11 protein-coding genes are annotated in these 23208 nt (G+C 67.2%); 2 read left to right on the top strand and 9 right to left on the bottom strand.

Features of this window, described 5'->3' with window-relative positions; translation table 11 throughout:
• Positions 1-16 precede the first annotated feature (16 nt).
• From NYE39_RS00640 to NYE39_RS00610, 7 genes are all read right to left on the bottom strand, one after another.
• Complete coding sequence (locus NYE39_RS00640) at positions 17-2398, bottom strand: DEAD/DEAH box helicase family protein (protein ID WP_341011588.1); 2382 nt, start codon at positions 2396-2398, stop codon at positions 17-19.
• A gap of 144 nt (positions 2399-2542) precedes the next feature.
• Positions 2543-3799, bottom strand: coding sequence for an McrC family protein (locus tag NYE39_RS00635; protein ID WP_341011587.1), 1257 nt, complete (start codon positions 3797-3799; stop codon positions 2543-2545).
• A complete protein-coding gene (locus tag NYE39_RS00630; protein ID WP_341011586.1) occupies positions 3774-6182 on the bottom strand; it encodes an AAA family ATPase in 2409 nt (802 codons plus the stop codon). The genes NYE39_RS00635 and NYE39_RS00630 overlap by 26 nt, the downstream gene beginning before the upstream one ends.
• A 1-nt stretch (position 6183) precedes the next feature.
• The gene (locus NYE39_RS00625; protein ID WP_341011585.1) at positions 6184-6969 is read right to left on the bottom strand and encodes a hypothetical protein; all 786 of its coding nucleotides are present in this window, start codon (positions 6967-6969) and stop codon (positions 6184-6186) included.
• Positions 6966-10889: an Eco57I restriction-modification methylase domain-containing protein gene (locus NYE39_RS00620; RefSeq protein WP_341011584.1), complete on the bottom strand. Its 3924-nt coding sequence runs from the start codon at positions 10887-10889 to the stop codon at positions 6966-6968. The genes NYE39_RS00625 and NYE39_RS00620 overlap by 4 nt, the downstream gene beginning before the upstream one ends.
• Complete coding sequence (locus NYE39_RS00615; protein WP_341011583.1) at positions 10889-13642, bottom strand: helicase-related protein; 2754 nt, start codon at positions 13640-13642, stop codon at positions 10889-10891. Before NYE39_RS00615 ends, NYE39_RS00620 begins: the two co-directional genes overlap by 1 nt.
• Positions 13643-13689: 47 nt before the next feature.
• Complete coding sequence (locus NYE39_RS00610; protein WP_341011582.1) at positions 13690-18867, bottom strand: DEAD/DEAH box helicase; 5178 nt, start codon at positions 18865-18867, stop codon at positions 13690-13692.
• Between the two features lie 165 nt (positions 18868-19032).
• Here NYE39_RS00610 and NYE39_RS00605 point away from each other — a divergent pair, with 165 nt between their 5' ends.
• Both NYE39_RS00605 and NYE39_RS00600 read left to right on the top strand, forming a co-directional pair.
• Complete coding sequence (locus tag NYE39_RS00605) at positions 19033-20025, top strand: DUF262 domain-containing protein (protein WP_341011581.1); 993 nt, start codon at positions 19033-19035, stop codon at positions 20023-20025.
• On the top strand, positions 19959-20867 hold the full coding sequence (locus tag NYE39_RS00600; RefSeq protein WP_341011580.1) for a hypothetical protein: 909 nt from the start codon (positions 19959-19961) through the stop codon (positions 20865-20867). The genes NYE39_RS00605 and NYE39_RS00600 overlap by 67 nt, the downstream gene beginning before the upstream one ends.
• Before the next feature lie 8 nt (positions 20868-20875).
• On the opposite strand, the gene NYE39_RS00595 is transcribed toward NYE39_RS00600, so the two are convergent.
• Both NYE39_RS00595 and NYE39_RS00590 read right to left on the bottom strand, forming a co-directional pair.
• Positions 20876-22387: an ADP-ribosylglycohydrolase family protein gene (locus NYE39_RS00595; RefSeq protein WP_341011579.1), complete on the bottom strand. Its 1512-nt coding sequence runs from the start codon at positions 22385-22387 to the stop codon at positions 20876-20878.
• Positions 22387-23172, bottom strand: coding sequence for a T3SS (YopN, CesT) and YbjN peptide-binding chaperone 1 (locus tag NYE39_RS00590; RefSeq protein WP_341011578.1), 786 nt, complete (start codon positions 23170-23172; stop codon positions 22387-22389). Before NYE39_RS00590 ends, NYE39_RS00595 begins: the two co-directional genes overlap by 1 nt.
• Between the last annotated feature and the right edge of the window lie 36 nt (positions 23173-23208).

The following is a 23208-nucleotide window of genomic DNA, read 5'->3' as shown; positions in this document are numbered from 1 at the left end:
AAGCGGCGCGGATCTCTTATGCCAACACCTTGGCCTTTGCCGCCGCGAACTCGTCTTCGGTAAGCAGCCCTCTGACCTTCAGGTCCGCCAGGCGCTCCAATTGGTCGATGACGTCGACCGCCGCGACTGGGGACTCCGCCGGCCGCTCGCCATCCGCCGTCACGTCATATGGCCGATCAGGTATCGGGTCCGAGCGCACCTGAACCGCATCGAAATCATGAGTCTCAATCTCTGGTCGTGTCGCAACCACGCCAACGACATGGGCGATGTCGCGATCCACTCGCCAGGTCGCCAGAAGACAGCAAACCGCATAGCCCTCGGGCTCTTCAATCACGGTTGAGCCGGTCCCGAGGTCCAGTTCGAAGATCGACCTCGCCTCGCGCAACGCATCACTCATCCGCAGTTCGCCCAGTTCGAAGACGTCGCACACCTGCTCGAGCGCATCCCCTGTGAAAAGGATCGTCGCCGGGACGAGGCTGTCCAGGACGACGACCTCTTCGTCAGGCATGGCGGCCATCGATCGTTCTCCATCACCGACCGTCGCCTGCGGATCTAGCGTCGCGGCAGCCGGGCGCCGATAGAGGCGGTACCCGACGAAACGGTCCGGAGTGATGACGAGCTCCTGCACGTCATCGCGCAGGGCGAAGCCGCCGAAGACGGATGTCTTGCGGTAGACGCGCCTGCTGGTCATCAACACCCGCAGCGCCTCTCTGAGGCCTTCCTCTGCCGTGTCTGCATCGACATCGTGGGCCCGGGCATACTCACCGCGCGCCTTCACCGTCATGGGCAAGCGGTCTGGATCGACGTCACGCAGCGCCTGCGGCAGGTTCGACTCGGGGCGCTCGGGTTGGCCGACGTCCGACTGGAGCACATGCTCAGGCACTCCCCCGAGAAGTCGAACAGCCGGCTCTCCGGGCGCGATCTGTCGCCGCGTTACCGGCACCTCACGCTGGACCAGCAGCTGACCGTCACGCTCGAGGTGGAACACCCGGTCAGCACTCTCGAGGATGAGGTCGAGCGCTCCCTCCTGACCGTCCCCCGAGGAGAGGTCCTCCGCCGTCCCTCTCGCGTACACCACGATGAAGGTGGCCTTGCGACCATCCGCCTTCCGCCGGAGCACACGGCCCATCCGCTGGATCATCTGGCGGCGCGACTTGGAGCCGCTCATCACGATCCCCAGATCGACGTCGGGGACGTCCACCCCTTCGTCGAGGACTGTCGGAGCGACGAGCGCCTGGATTCTGCCCGTCTTCAGACCGGCGAGGCGCTCACGCCTCTGGGTGGCCGTGTGCCCGCTGTGGATCGGGTGCGCCTCCACGCCCCCGTCACGCAGGATCGAGGCCAAGTCCTCCGCAGCGTCCTTGCGACGGGTGAAGACGAGTGCACCTCGGGAAGCCCCGACAGCTGGCGCGAGCACCTCCATGGCTTCGCTCTTGCCCACGGCTCCCGCCATGACGTCGACTCGATCCGAGAAGGCCTTGAGGTACTGGCGTGCGACGTCTTCGATCGTCGGGTCCGCGTCTCCCTCGGCCGCGCGCTGGACCTCTGTCATGAAGGCCCCGAAGGGTTCAGCAGGGAAATCCGCAGCCAACAGCTTGACCCGCGCGTCCCGAACGCGCTCCTCGGCGTCGTCGTAGTCCAACCGTTCACCGGGGGTCAGGTCAACCCCCAGCAGCTTCACATCGTAGCGCGCCACGACGTTCGTCCTGATCGCCTCGGGGAAGCCAATCCGATAGATGGGGCCTCCACCGAAGTACCGCTGGAGAAGAGCGAGACCCTCGTCATTGCGCTCGAAGGTTGCCGTGAGACCGAGCCTCCGGCGATATCCAGCATCGAGGACGCGGGACCACTCAGCGGCTCCGTACCGGTGACATTCGTCCGCGACGATGAGCACCTTGCCATCGGCTCGCTGCGGGGGCGACTGGTACAGGGACTGCACGGTCCCGACGATGACTCGATGACGAAGCCAGGTAGGCCGCGAGCCCTCCAGTGTCGTCAGGACGCCGGTGATCCCAGCGTTCAGGAGTGTGCGAACCCACTGCTCGACAAGAGCCGTCGTGGGCACGACCACCACCACGTCGAAGTCGTCGTCGAGCGCCTCGCGGATCGCTTCGACTCCGACCCTGGACTTCCCCGTACCCGTCACCGCTTCGACTACGCCCTGCCTGCCGTGGTGCGCCCAGGCGTTCAAGGCTTCGGCCTGCCAGTTGCGTAGTGAGGGGGCGCTCGCCGGCCCCGCACCTGCCCAATCGACCGGCGGCTTCCCGTGATCGATGAGCCAAGACTCACCTGCCGGCGAGAGCTTCAGGCGCGGGCCGTCCTGCGCCAAGTGACTCGCGGCGACATGGACATGGAGCTCGTGGCCAACGGGGCATGAGGTGTCCGCGATCGCCTCCATGAGGTCTCCATGCGGGATGCCTGACGACTCGTCCACATGAATCAGCAGCTGTCGCAAACGATCAGTGCACGTCCTCATGGGCACGCGTCCCCCCACCATGCTTCCATCCCAACCAGACTTACCTTCTCCACGACGAGGTCGACTCTAGGTGAGGCCTCGGACAGCCCGGATAGCGCCTGCGGCACGACCTGCTGACGACGGCTGGGCACCCGACACCCCTGCTGATCGCTCGCCCCCGCGCATGGTTCCGGCGATCGAGACGAATCGGCTCATGAGCTCGTCTCGAGACCCCTCGAGGTCAAGCGCGTGGCAGTGGATCTGCACATCAGCTCCCACGACCCGGTGCACCACCGGCTCCTGCTCCCCCTTCGCGTAGATCAGATGCCCGTCCCTGAGTCCGAGCACCGTGCAGTAGCTGAGCATCTGGTACAGATCAGCGTTGGGATACCCAGACGGTTTCTCGAGCTTGTACTTCGCGTCGGCGACGACGAGTGGCACACCGCCGCTCTCCCACACGAAGTCCGGCTTCATCGGCACCGCCCCCATCACGTCGAAATGCGCCGGGTACTGCAGGTGCGACCGACCGTGCGCGAAGGGAGTGGCCTCCATGAGTGCCGTGCACACGAAGTCCTCGAAGACCTTCGCCATGCTAACGAGAAATCCTGACACCTCGAGGTCGCCTCGGCGCTGCTCGAAGGACCGTCCGCGCAGCACTTGCTCGGCAAGCCGCAGTGCCGGCACGTAGCGCGCATTGAGGCGCGACGCCTGCCATCGTGGCAGCTGCCCACCACGCAGCACGCTCACATCCCCCAGCTGCAGTCGGAGCCTCTGCAACAGGGCGCGCACGTCCGCGCTGATCCCCGGGGCCTTGAGCAGACGCAGCACTGCGGCCAGCAGGATCTGGTTCTCTGCCACGTCCACGGTGTAGTCGTCGTACGTGATCTCCAGCGGGATGGCCCGACCGAAATTTCGCCGGATCTGATCCGACTCCCTGATCCGCCCGCGCAGCACGGTGGCGGACTCGTCGACGGTCCGGTAGCCCTTGAGCACGCCCTGTTCCAGGGCTCGACGAGTCAGCCGCGTACAGGAGTGCGCCAAAGCCTCAACCAAGTCGGGCTCGCCGTCCAGGAGCACCGACTCGTCACGCCAGTATCCGGGGTTTCTGGCGTACCCCAGCATGAAGAGGAGTCGACTGATCGTCACCTTGGGCTTGATCGACACCTGCACGTCCCCGACACGGACCACGCCGACCTGGCTCGCCGCAGCGATCGTCCACTGGCCTCGGACAGCACCTCGGGCAGCGGTGACCGCCCCCTCCGCCATCAGGATTTCGACGACCTCGTCACCGATCTCGACCAGCTGCTCGGGTCCGCCTTCACGGAGAGTCAGGTGCCGGGCCACCGCTGCTCACCTCATCGTCGCCGAGGCCACGACCATCTCGCGGGTCGTCATCGACCAGCATCTGAGCAGGACGCAGCGACGCACGGACGGCATCGAGCCCGTATCGCTTGGCGACATCGGTCCCGTCGCCGTAGTGGTGCTCCTCCAGCAGCGGGAGGATCGCGGTCCGCCACACACGTTCGATCCCGCCGGGCTCGTGGACGGCAGGACGCATGAAGTACGACGGCCCGATCTTGAAATCGACGTCGTGGATCCGCGCGTTGAGCGCGTCGAGCAGGTCGGCCACTGCGTGGTCCAGTCCCTCCGCATCGAGCCATCGACGGAGCACGTCCTTGGTCGGCACCTCGTCGGGGTGCAGCGGGAGGAAGGCGAACCGTCGCCGCATCGCCGCGTCGACGAGAGCGATGGATCGATCCGCGGTGTTCATCGTGCCGATGATGAAGACATTGGAGGGCAGGGAAAAGCCTGCGTCGTCCCCGCCGTCCGCATAGAGCAGATCGACATTGCGCTCGCGGTACTCGAGGAGGAAGTAGAGCTCACCAAAGATCTTGGCCAGGTTGCCGCGGTTGATCTCGTCGATGATGAGGAAGTAGGGCGTGGACGGGTTCTCACGAGCCTGATCGACGACCTTGCGCATCGGCCCGGGCTTGAGCGCGAATGCGCCCTCTCGCGTCGGCCGATAGCCCTCGAAGAAGTCCTCGTAGGAGTACGAAGGGTGGAACTGGACGAGGCGCACGTTGTCGCCAGCGAGGTGGGCGGCCAACTCCAGAGCGAGATAGGTCTTCCCGGTGCCTGGCGGGCCGTAGAAGATCAGCTGCGGACGGTCGCGCAGCAGGTCGACGCACTCGGTCAGCCACGTCTGGTCGACGTTGAGCCTCGCGGCCAGCTCGGGCGTGGGCTCTACAAGCACCACCTCTTCCACCTCGGTTGCAGACGCCACCTCAGCCGGGCTGCCGAGGAGTCGCTCGAGGGCGTCGATCTGGGCGGTGAGCTCGACGACCTCGTACTGCACCTGGAGTCTCGACGAGATGGACGGGGGGAGGTCGCCGTAGTCCACGCCCTCGCCACTGGCCCAGGTCACGGCTCGGCGGAGGTTGCTGCGCCCGTCCTCCGTCGGTGCGTAGGTCGCCGGACCGGTCACGGTCCCGAGATAGAGGTTGCCCTGACTCACGGTCCCGACGAGGTCGCCCTCGCGCATCCGGCTGAGGAAGGCATGCAGCTCGTCGACCTTGGAAGCCCGCGAGTTGTAGGAGACCGAGGCATAGTCCTCGGCCACGATCGCCTTGAGCTCGGCTCGGTCGAGTCCGGGCTCGACGGGACGCAGCTTGGTCGCGGGCAGGGAGACGAAACTCTGATCGCGCCACAACGGCACGAGGTCGTGCCCGTTGACGTTGCTGCCACGCACCAGCCAGGCGCGTCGTGGCAGCGGCTTGAGCGCCCCGAGCTCTTCGAGCGGACCTCGCAGATCCTCTGCCCGTTGGTGCTTCGTCTCGTCGGCCCTGCCGTCGGCCGTGAAGTCAAGTCCCTCGCTCTCCAGGACACTGCGCTGAGAGCCCTGACCCGCCCCCACGACCGCGTCGGGATCCACTCTTCCCCCGTCGAGGAGGAGCCGGTGGGCGCCCTCAGGCGATGTAGCGAGCACAAAGGCCTTGACCTGAGACGCACCGACCCCGCTGACCTCGATCATGTCGGTCACCGATGTCCACTGGCCGTCGCCGAGCAAGGAGAGAGCTGCCCGGATGACGTCATAGGCCGGCTTGGCGTACTCCTGGCCTTCCTTTTGCTCGGCGACGTGCAGGGCGTAAAGGCGGTTGTGCTCCGCCAGGAGCGAATCTCCGCTCCGGAACTGCTCCAGGGCCTCCTGTCCGGCGTCCGTGATGCTCCAGCCCTGCGGGGTCTTGTCCATCCACCCGATGGCCGCCAGCGACGTCGTCATCCATGTCGTGTTGTTGCTCCACCGGGTGCGCCCGGTCTTGCCGGCCATCCCGAGCTCGTAGGGAGTGAAGGTGACTCGCTCGGACATCATCTGGAGCGCTTCAGAGCGCGGGAGAGGGCGTCCGGCGTCGGCAAGAGTCTGCAGCAGCGCGGGTAGGAGGACGGAACGTCGGATGACGTTGACCTCGAGATCGGGAGCTGCAGCGTCCGACTGCTTCACAAAGGTCACCTGCACCGGCAAGTTCACTGTCTCGACTCTCCACCCGGCGCCCAACCAGCTGGCCGCCTGTCCGTCCGCTGACACGGCGTTGGCCCACCACTCGCGATACTGCCGGGCCGAAGGGGGCAGACCCCCTGGGACTAGAGCGTCGAGCTCGTCGAAGGTGAGCGTCCTCGACGTCGCCTGCGTCTGCTTCAGTGCCACGGCCAGCGCGTCGTACTTGGCCACGTCACTTGCCTTCTGCCAGCAGGTCGTCGAAGGGCGACTCGTACGGGACGCCCGTCTCGATGGCCTGGGCCATCGCGTCGTACGTCTCGAGGATAAGGCTCTTGGTGCGGTACTCCCCGTGTGCCGCGATGTCCTTGCGCTTGACGATGGGGAAGGTCTCCATGACGTAGTCCACATCCTCTCGTGCGATGACGTAGGAATGAAACATTGCTGCATCGATCTCGGATCTCACCTCGTGACGAGGGAAATCCTTCCAGCTACTGGGCAATGAAAGTGCTTTGACCCGGTCCCCGAGCCAGTGGTCGAGGCGTGACCCCGGCTGCCCCCATGGAGCGGTCTTAGCGAGTTCCTCGGGCGGGAGCACTGCAAGTTGATGCGCGATGAAGAAGTTCAGATGCACACCACCTACCTTCGGTCGCGCGACGAAATCCAGCACAAAGCTAGAGAGCACGCCCGTCAACGACCACGGGTCCTCCGCGCCCAGAACAATTGGAAGATTGTTCCCCACAGCGGCATACGGGAAAATGGACGCCAACACCGTCCGCTCATTCGTGCTGTTCGTGATGTCGCGGACGCCCAACAGCGGCGTCCCGTGGTCGACCAGTGCCTCGTTCACGACTTCTTCACGGACCCAATAGCGAGGCAGTGGCTCGAAATCCGCATCGCGCTTCTCGCGCAGAGTGACGTCACGCACAGCGCTGCCGTCGACAAAAGTCGCCCACCGTGGGTCGAAGTGATGGATCATCTTCGCCTCGTACAGGGGAAGCATGCGCTCAACTCGGGTCATGTGCGGCCTCCTTCAAGGGCGCTGACGTAGGTCGTTCCCGTCTCGATGGCCCCAGACATGGCGTCGTAGGCTTCCAGTACCAAGCGCTGCGTCAGGAACTCGCCATGCTGGTCGATGTCCTTCGACCTGGTGATGGGGAAGGTGCCCATCATGTACTCAGCGTCGTCTCGGGTGACGCCGTAGAGGTGGAAGAAGTAGGCGTCGAGCTCGGCTCGCGTGTGGCGTGCTCGCTCAGGAGTCATACCGTGGAGGTCGAGCAGTTCCGTTGCCCGGGCCAACCACGAATCCTGCGGGACGTCGAACTGCAGACCGTCGACCTGGCTCCCCGGCCCGGGGGCAGGGAGCTGCTCGACGAGAAAGAAGTTGAGGTTCGTGCCTCCCATGTTCTGACGAGTCACGTAGTCGAAGCACAGACTCGACATGGCCCCACGCAGGAGCGCCCGCGCGGAGGCGGAAGACTTCGGAAGCATGAGGAAGATACTGTCTCCCATCGCGACCTTGGGCACGACAGTCGTGACCATCGTCCGCTCGTTTGTCGTGTTGCTGATACGACGCCATGCCAAGAACCATGCCTTGTCCCACTTGCCGTCGAGCTTGCGATCGACCTCCTTCTCCGCCACCCAGTAGCGGGGCATGGGGGCCTTGCGGTCGGCCTTCTCCTGCTCGGTCATAAGGCGGGTCGTGCCGTCGGGCTCGTAAGTGGCCCAACGGGTGTCGTAGAGGTGGATCATCTTCGCCTCATACAGCGGCAGCATCTGGGTCATCCCCCCCCCATCGATTTCGCGCTCGAAGACGTTGCCGTTGAGCACCCAACCATCGTCCTCGAGCTCTTCGCGGGTGTGGAAGAGGTGCGAGTCGGTGGTCATGTTGAACAAGCCCTGCATAAAGGAAATGCCCCAGGGGTTGCCGTTGACCGGGTCGTTCTCGTTGATCAGCACGGGAACCCGGCGGTAGATCCCGAGGGTGATCTCGGCGTCGCGGCGGGTACGGAAGACCGGGCACGTGCCGGTGTTGGGGTTCAGGAGGTTGATCTCCTCGGGCGTGAGCGTGAAGCGCACCCCGTCACGGTTGAGGTCTACCGGGTCGTGGAGAAAGAAGGCGAACTGCGCCTCAAGTTCGCGGTGGGCGTGCCCAGCGAGCGTCAGCAGGCAGAACTTGAAGCTCCGGTGCACCCCGTCGAAGAGCGGCTTGGCGTTCTCGAAGTCGAAGAGCGATACCAGTGAACCCTGCGTAACCAGGTCCTTGAAGTAGTACTGGGTCGTCGCATCCGTCGCGATGCCGGTCGGCAGGATCAGCCCGAACCGCCCACGGGGCGCAAGGATGGTGCGCCCAAGCTCCGCGAAGACGGAATCTGTCTTGACACGGCCACGACCGCACAGGGGAAACACCCCCGATGTGGCCGTGAAGTGCCGCATCCCATCAATCCTGCGCTTCGCGCCCTCGTACCGCTCAGCCAGGAGGGGATTGGTGTCTGAGAGATTTTGGATCAGCTTCTTGCGCTTCGCCCCAGCGGCAGCGGCGATCTCCGGGTCAGTCGCCGCGAAGAACTCCTGTTCTTTGAGCTCAATGTGCTCCCACGGCGGGTTGCCCAGCACGGCATCGAAGCCACCGCTCCACCCCGTCCCAGGGTTCGTCCCGGCGTCCTGACGATCGGTGAAGACGTGGGGGAATTCGAGGTGCCAGTGGAAGAACCGGTACTCGGCGGTCAGCCGGTCGATCGTGGACTGGACGTCCGGGGACAGCGCCTCACCCGCGTGCAGACGCTCCAGCACGGCGTTGGTGACGCCACCCGCTGCTGCCGCCGACGAGACGTGCTGGGTGTCCATCGGCCAGACGAAGGCGGCGCACCATGCGTCCGCAACGCGCTTGGCGGCCAGGTACTCAGCTGAGCGCTCGTACCCGGCGAAGCGGTCCCGCTGCGCGTGGACATCGGTCAACGAGAGTGCCCGGGCTCCGATCACCCCTTCAATCTGGTCCGCGAGGTCCGCCTCGACCGACGGCGAGTCCTCGACGAAGAGCGCCGACTGACCGACCGCCTCGTTCTTGTTGCGCTTCGCGAGAGCAGACGCGACCTTCTTGTCGTCGCCCGTGATCGGCTTGAAGGCCTCCTGCGGAAGGCCTTCCTCCACCAGGCGCGGGGTGGCACCGATCAGTGAGTTCCCCAACTTGATCTGGGCGTCGAGGAAGGGCATGGGCACCCCTGGCCCCATCGTCTCCATCCACAGCGAGACCTTGGCCAGCTCGACCGCCAAGGCGCTCACATCTACGCCGTAGATGCACTGCGACACGACGTCGGCCATCGCGACGCGCACCTGCTCCGGAGGAGGCTCGGGGTCGCCCGTACGCAGAGCCGCCACCCGCTTGGCGATGCGTCGAGCAGCGGCCACGAGGAAGTGTCCCGAACCGCACGACGGGTCGCAGACGCGCAGCGCGAGGAGCGCCGCCTCCGGGTCCGCGGCCTTGGCCGCCCGGTCGAGGACTGGGTCCAGCGCGGTGTCGAGCAGGGACTCGATGAGCGACGTGGGTGTGTAGTAGGCCCCCGTCGTCTTGCGGCTGTTGCCGGCCGCGAGCGCCAGGGTGTAGCGACTCCCCGACGGATCCCAGTGCGGGACGTACTCGAGGAGCGACTCGTAGATGGACCCGAGCTCCTCGGCGCCCAAGTTGCGGTAGTCGACCACCCGGACATAGCCCGTCTTCGGCTCTCGCGTGATCGACAGCTCACGGACCGCCGCGAGCAGGTCGGAGTTGGCCAGCGAGCCCCGCACGAGCTCGTCGAGGGGGCCGTCCTCGAAGAGACCCCCGATCCCGACGATGCCCAGCCTCGGCTCACCCCCGACCCGGCCGAGTCCCCGCCACACCGTCTGGAGCGCTGCCCAGCGATCAGAGTGCCGATCGCCCAGACGCTTGCGGGCGACCCTGCGCAGCCGGTCACTGGAGAAGTAGTCGAGGTAGCGACGCCGCACGGCCGGGTCTGCCGTCGGGTCCAGCAGTGCGCCGCGGTCCTCCGCGACGAAGGTGAAGAGCAACCGGTACACGAGGCGCAGCAGGGCATGGTTGAAGTCGTCCCTGGAGACAGCTCCGCTCGTCACCTGCGCCCTGAGGTCATGGTTCGCCGGGTGGTTGAGCAGACCGGTGCCGAGCGCCTCGATCGCGGCAACCACGCCGTCGCGCAGGAGGCCGAGAGCCCGCGAGCCCTGCTCCAGCGACTCGGAGCGCCACCGCTCCAGCCAGCACGAGTCGGGCCCCACCTCCTCGTCGAGCACCTCGAGCCGTGACTGGTGACAGGTCGCGTAGAGGGCGACGAAGTCCGAGAAGAGGTCACCGTCGAAGATCGCCTCGAGGTCGAACTCGACGAAGGCGCCACCGACGAGCGAGGTCGAGTCGCGCAGGAGTCGCAGGACCCGGCCGTTGCTGAGGATCGCCCACGTGTGGTCGTCCGAGCGGTTCAGCAGTTCCTGCACCATCGACTGTGGCGATGCCGTCGCAGCGCCGGCCACCTTCGCCGTGCGGCTGTCGACGCGTACGCCGGCTCCGAGCAGGTGGATCGGCACCGGTCCCCACTGGTGGCTCACCGGGAAGGTCTTGCCGTCAGCGGACATGCCCCCGCTCGTCGTGGGCACGCGACCGTAGCCGAGTTGGTCGAGCAGCAGCAGCGACCAGCGCTCACGCGTGAGTCGGGTCGCCGGGTCGCCCTCCGGCAGCTTGGCCAGCTCGTCGCGGTAGGCGGCCCATGCACCGGTGAGGTAGGCCCACACCCGGTTGGCCGCCTCGCGGACGGTCTCTCCCGCTGCGAGGTGGTAGTCGACCGACCCCATCCCGGGCAGATTGCTGTCGCCTCGAGCAGAGACCACTCGGGTGAGGACCTCCGAGGGAAGCACTCCCCCTTCGATCCGAACGGCGACGAAGGACGACTGAGCCATCAGGACACCACCGTGGGCAGGAAGTGATAGGTACCAAGGACATCAGGCTCGCCCTGACCCTCGACGGACAGGCCACGCAGGCTCGCGCCCTGCGCAGCCTTGCGCACCCGGCGATGCGAGTCGACGAGCTCTGCGGCCAACTGTGCGCCATGGTCGGCGAGGGCTGGCCGGAGGTGATCGATCCCGTCCAGGGTGCGCTGCATGAAGTGCGCCGCCTGCTGGCTGGGGACGTTGCCCGTGGCTTTGGCTGCCAGGAGCGCCTCGACATCGTCAGCCGAGAGCCACCTCGGGTCGCTCGGCGGACCCGTGTAGGCGAGGGTGGCGACCTGCTCGGCCACGGATGCCCGCTGCTCGTCCCGACCGGGGACCACGACGCGGAAGCGGTATCGCACCAGCAAGAGGGTCGTGGCGGTGCCGATCGAGGCGGTGCGGACGACCCCACACCTGCGGGCGGGCCGCTCGTGATCCGGGACCTGAGGGTCGAGAGCTGACTCGAGCACGTAGCGGGCCACAGCCTCGACGGCGTCGTCCGTCCGGTGGAGCACAGCCTCGCCACGACTGACGGGGTAGTCCTCGACGAAGGGCAGAGGCTCCTTGGCTCCGCGCGGCAGCGCGTCTCGCAGCCCGATCGGCAGGCTCGTCGTCGTAGCGGCGTACCCGCGCTCGGAGGGCGTCACGGAGGATCCGAGCTGGCTCATCGCCTCGGAGACGAAGTCGCGCACCTCGGCTCGACTGCCCAGAGCGGCACGCATCGCCTCGACCTCCGCAGCGACCTCCTCCGGGTGGATCGAGGTCTGGGCGTACTTGGTGACCGCCTTGCTCTCGCGGTCAGCCGCGCTGTCCCATGCCGCATCGAGCGCGTCCTTCTTCTCCTCCAGGCCCAGGGGCAGCTCGCCCTGCTCGGCGTCGAGACCACGCAGCAGCAGTCCCTCCATGAGCGCCTCGACGACCTCCTGGCTGTTGTCCGGCACCGGCACGGACACGCCGGTCGCCTTGCGGATCGCCTGGTGCTTGCGCAGCAGCACGTCGAGCACGATGCCGTCGATCTTGTTGTCCTGCCCGTACATCGTCACGGCGCGCACGACGTCGTGGCGCTGACCGAACCGGTCGACGCGCCCCTCGCGCTGCTCGTGACGCGTGGGATTCCACGCCAGGTCGTAGTGGACGACCGCCTGGAACTGGTCCTGGAGGTTGACGCCCTCGGAGAGACAGTCCGTCGCCACGAGGACTCGCGGGCCCTCGACCCGACCGAGCTCATCGATCCGGGCGCTGCGCTCAGCAGGAGGCAGGGTGCCGGTGACCACCTCGAAGGTGGTGTTGCGGATCGCCTTGGACAGGTGCTCGTACACGTAGTCGGCGGTGTCGATGAAGCGGCAGAAGACGATCGGCTGGTAACCGTCCGCCAAGAGTTGCTTGACAACCTTGGTGACCGACGTGAGCTTGGCGTCCGCTGCGCCCTCCAGGGCCACGGCCGCCTTGTGGAAGGCCCGAAGTCGCCGTGCCCGGGTGGTGTCGTCGTCCGCCCCGGCACCGGGCGCGACGTCCGCGGCCTCGAGGGCCTCGTCATCGGCCTGGTCGAGCACGACAGCCCGGCCGAGGGCGTCGGCCGCCTCGATGGAGACGGCCTCGGCTGTGGCACTGCGCGTCGCGAGTGTCTGGGCCGCCGCGCGGGGCGAGGAGGCCAGTGCGCGTAGCAGGGCCAGGGCCGACCACCAGCTCACGCGCTGGGCCAGCCCCCCTTCGCTCGACGTGACCGTCTCGCGCGCGTACTGGAGCACCTGCTCGAAGAGGTCGAGATATGCGGACGTGAGCTTGTAGGGCACCTCCTGCGTCTGCCGATCCTTGGGGAAGGGGGTCGACTCGTCGAGGTACTTGCGGATGTCCGCCCGCCTGCGCTGCACCATGTGACGCGCGAGGTGCTCACGACCGCTGCGCTGCTCCAGATCGACTGCTGCGAGAGCGGGGTCGAGCAGGGCGATGAGATTGCGGAAGGTCTCGTCCTTGCCGCTGTGCGGAGTCGCGGTGACGAGGAGCAGGTGACGGGACGCGTCGACCGCGAGCGACTTCACCAGGTCGTAGCGCTGGGTACGGGCCCGACCACCCGTGCCGTCATCCGCCACGCACGTGTGCGCCTCGTCGACGATGACCAGGTCGGGACAGGTCCGCAGGAACTCGTGGCGACGCCGGTCACTCTTGATGAAGTCGGTGGAGACGACGGTGACGGGGAAGTGCTCGAAGACGGACTCGGACCCGATGAGCTCACGCTCGAGGCGACGAGCCGTGCTGGGCAGGACGAGCTCTGCCCGGAGCCCGAACTTCTCCCGCAGCTCATCACGCCACTGCTCGGCCAGGGCCGGGCTGCACAGGACGGTCAGTCCGCGCGCCTCGCCGAGCTCGAGGAGCTCCTTGGCGATGAGCCCGGCCTCGACGGTCTTGCCGATACCGACGTCATCAGCAATCAGCAGCCGGACGACGTCCTGGCGCAGGGCCATCAGGAGGGGAACGAGCTGGTAGGACCGCGGCTCGACTGCGATCCCCGCCAGGGAGCGGAAGGGGCCGGCGCTGGAGCGAAAGCCGATCCGCAGGGCCGCCCGGAGCAGCGCGGCGCTCGACTCGTCGCCCAGGTCGTCCACACGGGGAGGCGGGAAGGACGCCGTCCTAGCCTCATCGGTGAAGACCCCGGCGATGTCGTCGTCCGATCCACCCAGCGGACGCAGCACGAGGAAGTCGTCCTCGCTCTCGGGGAGGACCACCCACTCACGTCCCCGCGCCTCGACCAATGTGCCTGCGGTGAACCCCATCAGTCCCGCCCCTCTCCGAAGGTCTGCGTGTTGTCGCGGAAGATCTGGCGCCAGTCCTCACCGGCCTTGAATCGTAGGACCATCAACCCGGCGTCCCACAGACGGCCCTCTGCGGCCGCGTCGCGCTCCGCGACGTCGGCGCGCTCGTGCACCGGGCCGTCGACGAAGACGGCCACGGACGAGTCTCGGCTGCGATACACGAAGTCCGGACGGCTACTGGCTGACTCAATGAGGGCCTGGGCCTCGTCGGGCAGCAGGAGGTCGGCGTCGGCCACCTGCCTCACCCACTCTCGCTCGAGCTCGGTGTCGGCAGCCGCGAGCAGGTCGTCGATGTGCTCCTGCCGGGATCGACCCTCAGCGCCAGCCACGGTGCGCGCCGTGAGCAGGGACAGCAGGAGGTCCCGGGTCGAGTGACGATCGATGAGGCGGTGGTCGTACTGGTTGCCGTAGGCCAGCAGGCAGTCGTAGCAGGCCTTTTCGCAACGATCGTCACCGTCGGGGCCAACTGTGCTCGTGCTCAGGTCCGCGCCGGTGTCCGGGTCGAAGTGCATGATCGACAGGGCTTCACGGGCAGCAGCGGCCAGCGCCTCGGGCTCGCTCTGCACGCGCTTGAGCACCCCAGCGCCGCCCTCGGCCGCCTCGGTGAGCAGCATGCGGCCGCGCTCCTCGTCGTCGGGCAGAGCCTCGCTGCCCAGCTCGGAGTCCTCGAGCTGAAAGGCCGCCTCGATGCCCCGCTCCAGCGCATAGCGCAGCGTGGTCGTCTCGACCTCGGACAACGACTCCCTCAGGCGCACGAGCAGGACGTTGCGGGAGTCCTCGACGAAGGGGATGACCCGGCGTGGGTTGCTCACCTGCGAGACGTCGACATCGTCGGAGTCGTCGTCCAGGGCCTCCTCAGCCTTCTTGTCCGAGAGCCAGCGCCCCTTGACCGGGTCGAGCCAGTAGCCGGGAGGCGCGTCGTCGCTGCGCCTGCGCAGGCCGAGGTTGGTCACCCTGACCATCGCCGTGTCCCCGTAGACGAGGTCCAGCACGGGCTGTCCATCGGCAGTGGTCACCTGCGCATCACGCCGGTTGAGACGCGAGCCGTTGCGCGAGAACCGGTAGGAGGTCTCGATCTCGAACCCAGCGCGGCGACGCTCCTCTTCGTCGCTGGAGATCCGCTCGCGGCGACGCGTGAAGACGGTCTGCAAGCGCATCATCCCCGTCCGGGTCGCCGACAAGGTGGTCCCGCAGGCGTCGCAGACATCCAGACCGGGCTGCCGATCGTGGTGGTAGCCGCACGAGGCACATCGACGCGCCTCGCTCAGATCGATGGACCCGGCACCCTCGGCGGCCATCGGGACCTGCACGCGGTTGACCTCGTAGCGCGCACCCTCGTGGTAGATCAGCGCGCCCGGGCCGAACTCGTTGATGGCCAGGAAGCGGGGGCGCTGCAGGTAGTCCCCTCCGTCACGGCCACCCGAGCCTGCGCGCACGGCAGGGATGTACGCGGCCAGGGGCAAACGCGGGAAGCTGTACCCGGGGAGGAAGCCCTCTGACGCGAAGTAGCGGTAGGTGTAGAAGTCCGAGTGCGATTGGCCGGAGTCCTCGTTGCGCAGGAGGCGCAACTGGTTCTCCGCCTCACGGCGACGGGCCTCTGCGGCCCGCTTGTCCGATGCCGACCGCGTCGCCGACAGGACAATCTTGTTCTGCTCGGCCTGGTCCCGGAGCGCGGCCCGGTAGAGCGAACGCCACCGATCACACGCCCGATCGAAGGCATCGGGCGCGTTGCGCACCTTGACCTCGATCCACTCGTCGTGGAACCAGGTCGTCGAGCGAAGCTCGGGCAGGAGTGGCGCGAAGACCTCCCGGCAGCGGTCGATGGCCCGTCGGATCGCGTCAGTGTCAGCGAGCGCCATCGCCTTGTCCGGACGCAGCTCGAAGGTGGGGTTCTCCCCTTCGGCGTCGATGAGCTGGGACATCCGCGTCTCCAAGGACTCCCCGGTCTCGGCGAGCCAGATCGCGTGGAGATGCCCGACCAGGAGAGCCTCGTTGGTCAGGTCGAGACGAGGCGCGGCCACGGTGCCGGCCACCATGTCCTGCGACCGTCGGAAGTAGTACTGGTCGTGCGCATTGCCGGTCGCGCAGTAGGTGACGACGAGCGCCGGCTGCCCCGAGCGGCCGGCGCGACCGCTCCGCTGCGCGTAGTTGGCAGGAGTCGGCGGGACATTGCGCAGGCCCACGGCGTTGAGGCTGGCGATGTCGACGCCCAGCTCCATGGTCGGTGAGCAGAAGAGCATCGGGAGGTCTCCGCGACGGAACGATTCCTCTCGCTGCTCTCGGTCAGCCGGGCCCACCTGCGCGGTGTGCTCACGTGCGTGGAGCCCCCTCAGCTCTGCGGCATCATCGCGGTAGAGGTCGCGGAAGAAGGCGTTGACCCTCCCCTTGGTCTCCGTCTTGATCGTCTTGCGCAAGGGGTCGGCGACGGCCCCCTCGCCCGATCCGGCACGCCAGATGAGCGCCGATGCCTTGACCCGGTAGCCCAACCCTTGCTCCCCCGTCACCGCGGCGAGGAGGCCGGCCCGCTCGAGCACCGACATGATGTCGCGGATGATCTCCTGGGCGTCGTCACTCGTCAGTGGTGTGGCGTGGAAGGAGAACAGGCCCGGGCGCTTGAGGTAGCGCCCGAGGGCCGACCTCCCGGAGAGGTTCAGGGCGTGCCGAGACGCACCCTTCTGCCCAGGCCCTGCGTAGGCGATACCCGAGGGGATGACGAACTCGCTCAGCGAGATGGACCACAGGCCGCTCAGGCGCTGCCGAGACTGCCGCTTGAGCCGGTCGAAACCCTCCTCCGTCAGGCAGTCGACGTCCACAGCCAAGGCTCGGCGACACTCGTCGAGGACGATGCGGCAGATCTCCTCGCGCTGGTCGGCGCGCGCCGTGGCCAGGGCTGCGTGGGAGCTGCTCCACGACTCGCTGTGGCCGGCCAGATCAGACAGGGACTCGTAGTCGATCTCCAGCAGACCAGTCTGCTCGAGATTGGGCATCGTCACCCGCCAGCCGCGCTGGAGGTCGGCGTAGAGGCGGTACTCGACGAGGTCACGCAGGGCCGCCTGCGTGCCACGCTGGGCGCCGAAGAGCTCGCCGGGGTTGGCGGAGTACTCGTCCGGGGTCAGGCCCAGTTCCTCCACGACCCTGGCAGCCACCGTCTCGTGTGTGAGCCCCTCGACCGACTTGAGAGCGGCCCGGTGGAGGGCACCCCGCAGCTGCGAGACCTGCACGTAGTCGTTGAGATGGCCAGCCTGCAGGGAAGCGTCCTGGCGGTTGTCGACGAAGGTGAGCAGCTTGCGAGCCTCGGGGGCGAGCGCAGAGTTGGACTCGTGCTTGAGGGACCGCACGATGCTGCTGGAGATCACCGTGACGGCGGAGCTACGCCCTTCGGCGTCGAGTGTGGCGAGCTTGCCGAAGTCCCGTCCCCGGACCTGCTCGTAGCTCACCGTGCACCGCAAGCAGAAGGCGAAGGGTGCCGGGACGAAGGCCGCGGGAGTGCCTCCCGGCGTCTCCTGACCCGTCGTGCTCACGGTGACCGGGGTCGGCAGGTGCTTCACCCGGCGTGGGACGACCTGGTTGTCGACCACCCACTCGTCGGGGAGGCGACCCTCGACGATCGGCTCCACGGGCCACGGCTGGTCCGTGGAGATGTAGAGGTAACCGTCCTGGCTCTGCTGACCGCTCTTCTCCCGCGTGCTGCCCGGGGTGTACGTCGTGACGCCGTTGACCTTGCGTCGGGTGACGATCACGTACTCCTGACCGCACTCGCGGCAGAAGGCCAAGGGGAAGAGCAGCTTCATCGGGGCGTCCGGCACCGCCACCTGGTACTTGGTCGTGATGTACCGATCTGCCTCCGGCTCGAGAGAGACGTGGACCGTGTCTCCCTTCGAGAGGAACTGGTGCAAGCGGAAGGCGAAGAGCGGCCGTCCGGTGTCCGGGTGCTTGGTGTTGGCGCCGTGCAGGAGCATCTGCTGGATGGCGGTATGGCAGGTGTCGCTGGGCAGTCCAGTGATCTCGGAAAGTCGGGGCGCGGCGTCCTTGAAGACCCGCTGCGGGACCTCACGCAGGAGAGCACCCGTGGCATCTGCGCGCAGGCCGAAGGTGGTCTCGACCCAGGAGGCCAAGGGGGACTCCGCCAGATCGCGGTAGTCGTGGGGGAAGGTCGCGCTGCGCACCATCCTGGTCAGCTCGTCGACATCGTCGGACGCGGTTGGGGAGGTCGCCCGCGTCAGGGTCTCGCCGATGACCCGCTCCGGGGTGACCTCGGCTCCGAAGAGACGCGAGGCGGCTCCCGCCACCGTGACGCGCTGCTCCTCCGGAGTACCGGCGCTCGACATCGTGGCCGAGGTGCCGATGCACTGGAGGTCGGGAGCCTGGCACGCCTCCCGGACTCGCCGCACCAGCATGGCGACGTCCGCGCCCTGCCGGCCGCGGTACGTGTGCAGTTCGTCGAGCACGAGGAACTGAAGCCCCTTGGCAGCGTTGACGAGCTTGCGCCTCTCCTCCGGTCGAGTGAGGACGAGCTCGAGCATGACGTAGTTGGTCAACAAGATGTCGGGCGGGTCCCGCAGGATCCGCTCGCGCTCCTCACCCTGCTCCTGGCCCGTGTAGCGCGCGAAGGTGACCGGTTCCTTGCCTTCGCCGTACCCGAAGCGCAGGAACTTCTCGAGCTCTCCGACCTGCGAGTTGGCGAGCGCGTTCATCGGGTAGACGACGATCGCCTTGACCCCGCGCGACCGGGGCTGACGCAGGACGCGGTCCACGATCGGGACGATGTAGGCGAGCGACTTGCCGGAGCCCGTGCCGGTCGTCAGGACGTAGCTCTTGCCGGTGGCGGCGGTCTCGATGGCCTGCCGTTGGTGGTGGTGCAGCGTCAGGAGCGGCCCGCGGCTGTCCTCGGGGTCACCCTTGACTCGGAAGATGCGGTTGCACTCCTCGTGCAGCAGCCCCTCGGCCACTAGGTCGTCGACGCGGCCACCAGAGGCGAAGGCGGGGTTCAACGAGAGCCACGGCTCCGGCCACTGCCGGTCGCCGTCGAGCTGGTCCGAGACGTACTGGTCGATCCGGGGATCGGCAATGTCGACCGTCGACGTCGTGAAGGCCTTGTAGTCATCGATGAGGCGTCTGCGCACGTCGAAAACGTCCACGAACTTCCCCTCCTTGGTCGACCTCGCCGCCGTCTGGCGTCACTCTAGTCACAGGTCCGGGAGCAACTGTCCGGAAGTGCGAAGCCCTTTCGGCTGCACCCACAGGGATCGGTAGCAACGCCCGGCGGTGGGCCATAGAGTCCCGGTATGGGTCACCAAGAACCGATGTCCATCGCCAAGGCACTGCGTCAGATCCAAGAGCACAGGTTGATCCTCCCTGCAATCCAGAGGGAGTTCGTGTGGAAGCCCTCGCAGGTCATCCAGGTCTTCGACTCGATCATGCGGGGTTACCCCGTCGGGAGCTTCCTCTCCTGGCGCGTGAGCCCGGAGATGATCAAGCAGTTCAAGTTCTACGGGTTCATGAAGGACTACAGCGCCTTCGACAACTTCCACAACCCGGTGATCGACATCCCGACCGACCACGAAAACGTCGCCGTCCTCGACGGCCAACAGCGCCTGACATCGCTCAACATCGGGCTCCGGGGCTCCTACGCCTATCGAAATCGTGGTGGCTGGTCGAACAAGTCCTGGTCCTACCCGCCACGCAGGCTCTGTCTCAATCTGGCAGGACCGGCTCCTGAGAACGAGCTAGGGCTGCAGTACCAGTTTCAGTTCCTCACCGCCGAGGACCTCCAGGCCGCGGCAGACGACGTGACCAAGACCTGGCTTCCCGTTTCCGAGATCTTCGATGCTGCTGACATGCCCGCCATGATGAGCCTGGCCGGAAAGTACGCGGTCGGCCCCGACAACCAAACGGCCCTGAGGATGATCGGGCAACTGTGGGATGCGGTGCACAGCAAGGCGAGTCTGCACTTCTACCAAGAGGAAGTGCAGGACATCGAGCGAGTGCTCGACATCTTCGTCAGGGTCAACTCCGGCGGGACGGTGCTGTCGTACAGCGATCTGCTCCTGTCCATCGCCACCGCTCAGTGGGAGGGCGATGCCAGGGCTGCGGTCCACGGACTGGTTGATTCGCTGAACAACACGGGAACGGCTTCAGCTTCTCGCGAGACACCATCCTCAAGGGTGGTCTCGTCCTGGCCGACGTCGGCGACATCTCGTTCAAGGTCAAGAACTTCACGGCTGAGAACATGGCGAAGCTCGAGGACGAGTGGGATCAGCTGGGTCAATCGCTGCATGTCGCTGTCGAGCTCCTGAGCGACTTCGGGTTGTCGGGGGGCGCGCTGACAGCCGACAGCGTCCTCATCCCCGTCGCGTACTACGTCCATCACCGAAAGCTCACCCACGCCTACCGTGAATCACCGAACACGCGCGAAGACCGTGACGCTCTGCGATCGTGGGTTCTGCGTTCGCTGATCGTCAGAGGTGTGTGGGGCTCCGGGCTGGACACCCTGCTCCGTGACCTTCGCGAAGCCATCAGGACCGCCGGGTCGGAATCATTCCCACTCGCAGGATTCGAGAAGGCGATGGCGCTGCGCGGCAAATCCCTCGCGGTCACCGACGAACTCATCGAGGACGTGCTGAACCTCGAGTACGGCAAGCCGCGGACCTTCCCGGTCCTCGCCGCCTTGTTCCCGCACGTGGACACCCGGAATGTCCACCATGTCGACCATGTCTTCCCCGTCGCGCAGCTGCAGCGCAAGCGCCTTGCCGCCCTCCAGACTCCGGACGGGACACCGCTCCTGTCGGATGCCGACATTGCGGAGCTGGCGGCCAGGCGAGACCGCCTGCCTAACTTGGAGCTCCTTCAGGGGTTGGAGAACATCGGCAAGAGCGATCAGGCACCCGACGTGTGGCTCGCCCAGGCGTATCCGAGCGATGCGATGCGTGGTGCCTTCCTCGAGCGGAACTCGCTGCCGTCCCCGCTCCCGCACTCGGCCACAGAGTTCGCCGAGTTCTACGACGCTCGCCGAGACCTTCTGGCCACGTTGATCCGGACCCGGCTACAAACCCAGGTTGCTCAACCAAGCCCTGGGCCCTCAGGCCCCCCTGGCTCCCACCTCGACCAAGAAGTCCTCGAGGGCGACTTCGAGGACTGACGCACGGGTCACCGACCAGCCAGCCTCGCGAGACCACCCCGAAACCCACGGTTGGGGTGGGCGTCCGGCAGAGCCGAGCAGACCCCCTTCGTCGCGGTGTCGAGGTCCACGCCGCTGATCATGGCGTACGCGATGCCCACGGTGGGGGTTCGGGACTGGGCGGCCACGCAGTGGATGAGCACCCGGTGGCCTTCGGCCCGAAGGGAGGCGACCGTCCGGGCTGCGTCCGTGAGGACGAAGTCGAGGTTGGGATTCTCCTCGGGCTGCGGCTCGTCGATGAGGCGGAAGGGCACGTGCACCACGCCCGTCGGCACCTGCTCGGAGCCGGTGAGGCAGAGGCTGACGACGGCGGTGATCTCCTCCGGCAGCTCGTCGAGCGCCAGCACGTTGCCGAGGCAGACGCCGTCGTCGAAGGGGTGCCGCACGAGGACCGGCCGGTGCGCCTGGTGGTAGGCGATCCGCGCGACGCCGGGCCAGCCGTAGGCATTGGGTCGGCCACCGCGAACGGCCAGCGTGGCCGCCTCGACGAGGTCCTCCGCAGTGCGCCCCGGGTAGCCGTGGACGATGCGACGCCACTCGGCCGGGACCGCAGACGCACCCCATCGCGCACCGAGCAGGCCACCAGCGATCGCCGCAACCGTGTCGGTGTCGTTGCCGATGCGGATGGCGGTGTCGAGCGAGTGCTGCAGGTGCAGGCACGGCATCTCGGCGGGCACCGGCGTGTGGTGGATCGCCGACCACGCGGCCTGGAGCGCGGTGACGACGTAACCGTTGGGGCTGAACGTCGCCGGCTCCCGGGACTCGGCCTCGTCGATGCGGGCCGTCCAGAAGTCATGTCCCTCGTCGGACAAGTACGGCAGACCGACCCGCACGTCGAGCTCGCCCTCGAGCACCGCGTGCCGGATCGCGTGCGACCACAGGACGCACGCCTGCCCGGCGCGCTCATCGGTGTGCGTGAGCGCCGAGATCGCCTCGGCCGCGGCCGTGAGGCGCTGCGGGTCGTCGAGGTGAGCCAGCGCGACCGGTGAGGTGCGCATGAGCGAGCCGTTGCCGCCGGTGCGGCCGGTCCTCGCGTGGAGGGTGGCTGCGGCTTGGGCCATGCGGGTGCTCAGGTCGCCTGGTTTCGAGGCTCGTCGCAGCGCTCCTCGCTCCTCAACCAGCGTGGGGTTGGCTCCTCGCTCCTCAACCAGCGTGGTGCCCAGGACCTTACGGGTCTGGGTGCCGATGTCGGCCGGGCCCGAGGCGTACCAGTCGAGGAAGCCCTGGGCGATCTCTTCGAGCGCCTCCGGGGAGGCGAGGTCCGCCCCCTTCGCCGCGGCTGCGAGGACCGGCCACGTCATGGCCGTGTCGTCGGTCCACTCGCCAGGCGCGAAGTTGCCGAGGCCGCCGCCGATCATCCCCGGACCGTCGGGACCGACTGCGGCACAACCGAACTCGTAGCCAGCGCCGAGGGCATCGCCCACCGCGGAGCCGAGGGGGGCACCGCACGCGCGGTCCATCTGTGCACTGGTGAGCCGCATCAGGCCACCTCTCCCCCGACGCGCAGCGCCAGGTCGTCTCGGGTCGCCATGGCGTCGAGAAAGACCTCCATGGTCGTCATCAGGTGGTGCGGGGCGAAGGGCATGGCCTCGACCGTCGCCGTCTGGACGATGTCCCGACCGATGACCTGCCACCAGACCCACGCGTTGGAGCGGTTGAGGATCCCGACCTCGACCGCGGCCTGCCGCCGCGAGCGCGCCCCGTGGGTCACGCGGGTGCTGATCACGATGGCCGGCGCGTCCGGCAGCACCCGCACCCAGACCCGCTGGCCGAGGTGCTCGACGAAGAGGTCGTCGTCCTCGTCGCGGAAGACCTCGTAGTCGTCGCTCAGCGCCTCCTCGACGATGTCGACCAGCGCCTCCCGGTCGGTCTCGACGTACACCTTGGGGGCCGGGCGCGGCCCACCCGTCCACGCCAGACCGAGGACCGGTGACAGCTGCGCGCAGGGCCCCTGGGCCCGGTGCGTCAGCAGCTGCGGGTGCGGCACACCGACGATGTTGCGCAGCAACATGATCGCCCGGTGGACGAGCGGCTCCCGCCCGATCGCGTGGTTCTCGGTGTACTCGTCGTCACCGACGGTCGCGCAGAGCGCGCCGCTTTGCATGCGGAAGGCCACCACCGGCACCTCCACCTGCTCCCCCACCTCGAGAACCAGCCGGTCCTGCGGGTGCACCATCGCCTCGACGAGCGTCAGCAGCTTGCGCTCGATGGCCTTCCACGCGGCGTGGATCTCCTCGACGCCCGCCGCCATCTCCTGCTCGGTCATGGCCATCACATCCCCTCCATTCGATTTAACCCCTTG

The sequence above is a fragment of the Janibacter sp. FSL W8-0316 genome, from assembly GCF_038004165.1.
GTDB classification, from domain to species: Bacteria; Actinomycetota; Actinomycetes; order Actinomycetales; family Dermatophilaceae; genus Janibacter; species Janibacter indicus.
Note: the sequence above shows the minus strand (reverse complement) of the source record. Positions and strands in the feature narration are given on the sequence as shown.

What these genes read in the sequence shown, in the direction of transcription:
- NYE39_RS00625 (WP_341011585.1), bottom strand. Translation starts at nt 6,969, where the DNA reads ATGACCCGAGTTGAGCGCATGCTTCCCCTGTACGAGGCGAAGATGATC.
- NYE39_RS00590 (WP_341011578.1), bottom strand. Translation starts at nt 23,172, where the DNA reads ATGACCGAGCAGGAGATGGCGGCGGGCGTCGAGGAGATCCACGCCGCG.
- NYE39_RS00595 (WP_341011579.1), bottom strand. Translation starts at nt 22,387, where the DNA reads ATGCGGCTCACCAGTGCACAGATGGACCGCGCGTGCGGTGCCCCCCTC.
- NYE39_RS00600 (WP_341011580.1), top strand. Translation starts at nt 19,959, where the DNA reads ATGGCGAAGCTCGAGGACGAGTGGGATCAGCTGGGTCAATCGCTGCAT.
- NYE39_RS00605 (WP_341011581.1), top strand. Translation starts at nt 19,033, where the DNA reads ATGTCCATCGCCAAGGCACTGCGTCAGATCCAAGAGCACAGGTTGATC.
- NYE39_RS00620 (WP_341011584.1), bottom strand. Translation starts at nt 10,889, where the DNA reads ATGGCTCAGTCGTCCTTCGTCGCCGTTCGGATCGAAGGGGGAGTGCTT.
- NYE39_RS00640 (WP_341011588.1), bottom strand. Translation starts at nt 2,398, where the DNA reads ATGGAGGCGATCGCGGACACCTCATGCCCCGTTGGCCACGAGCTCCAT.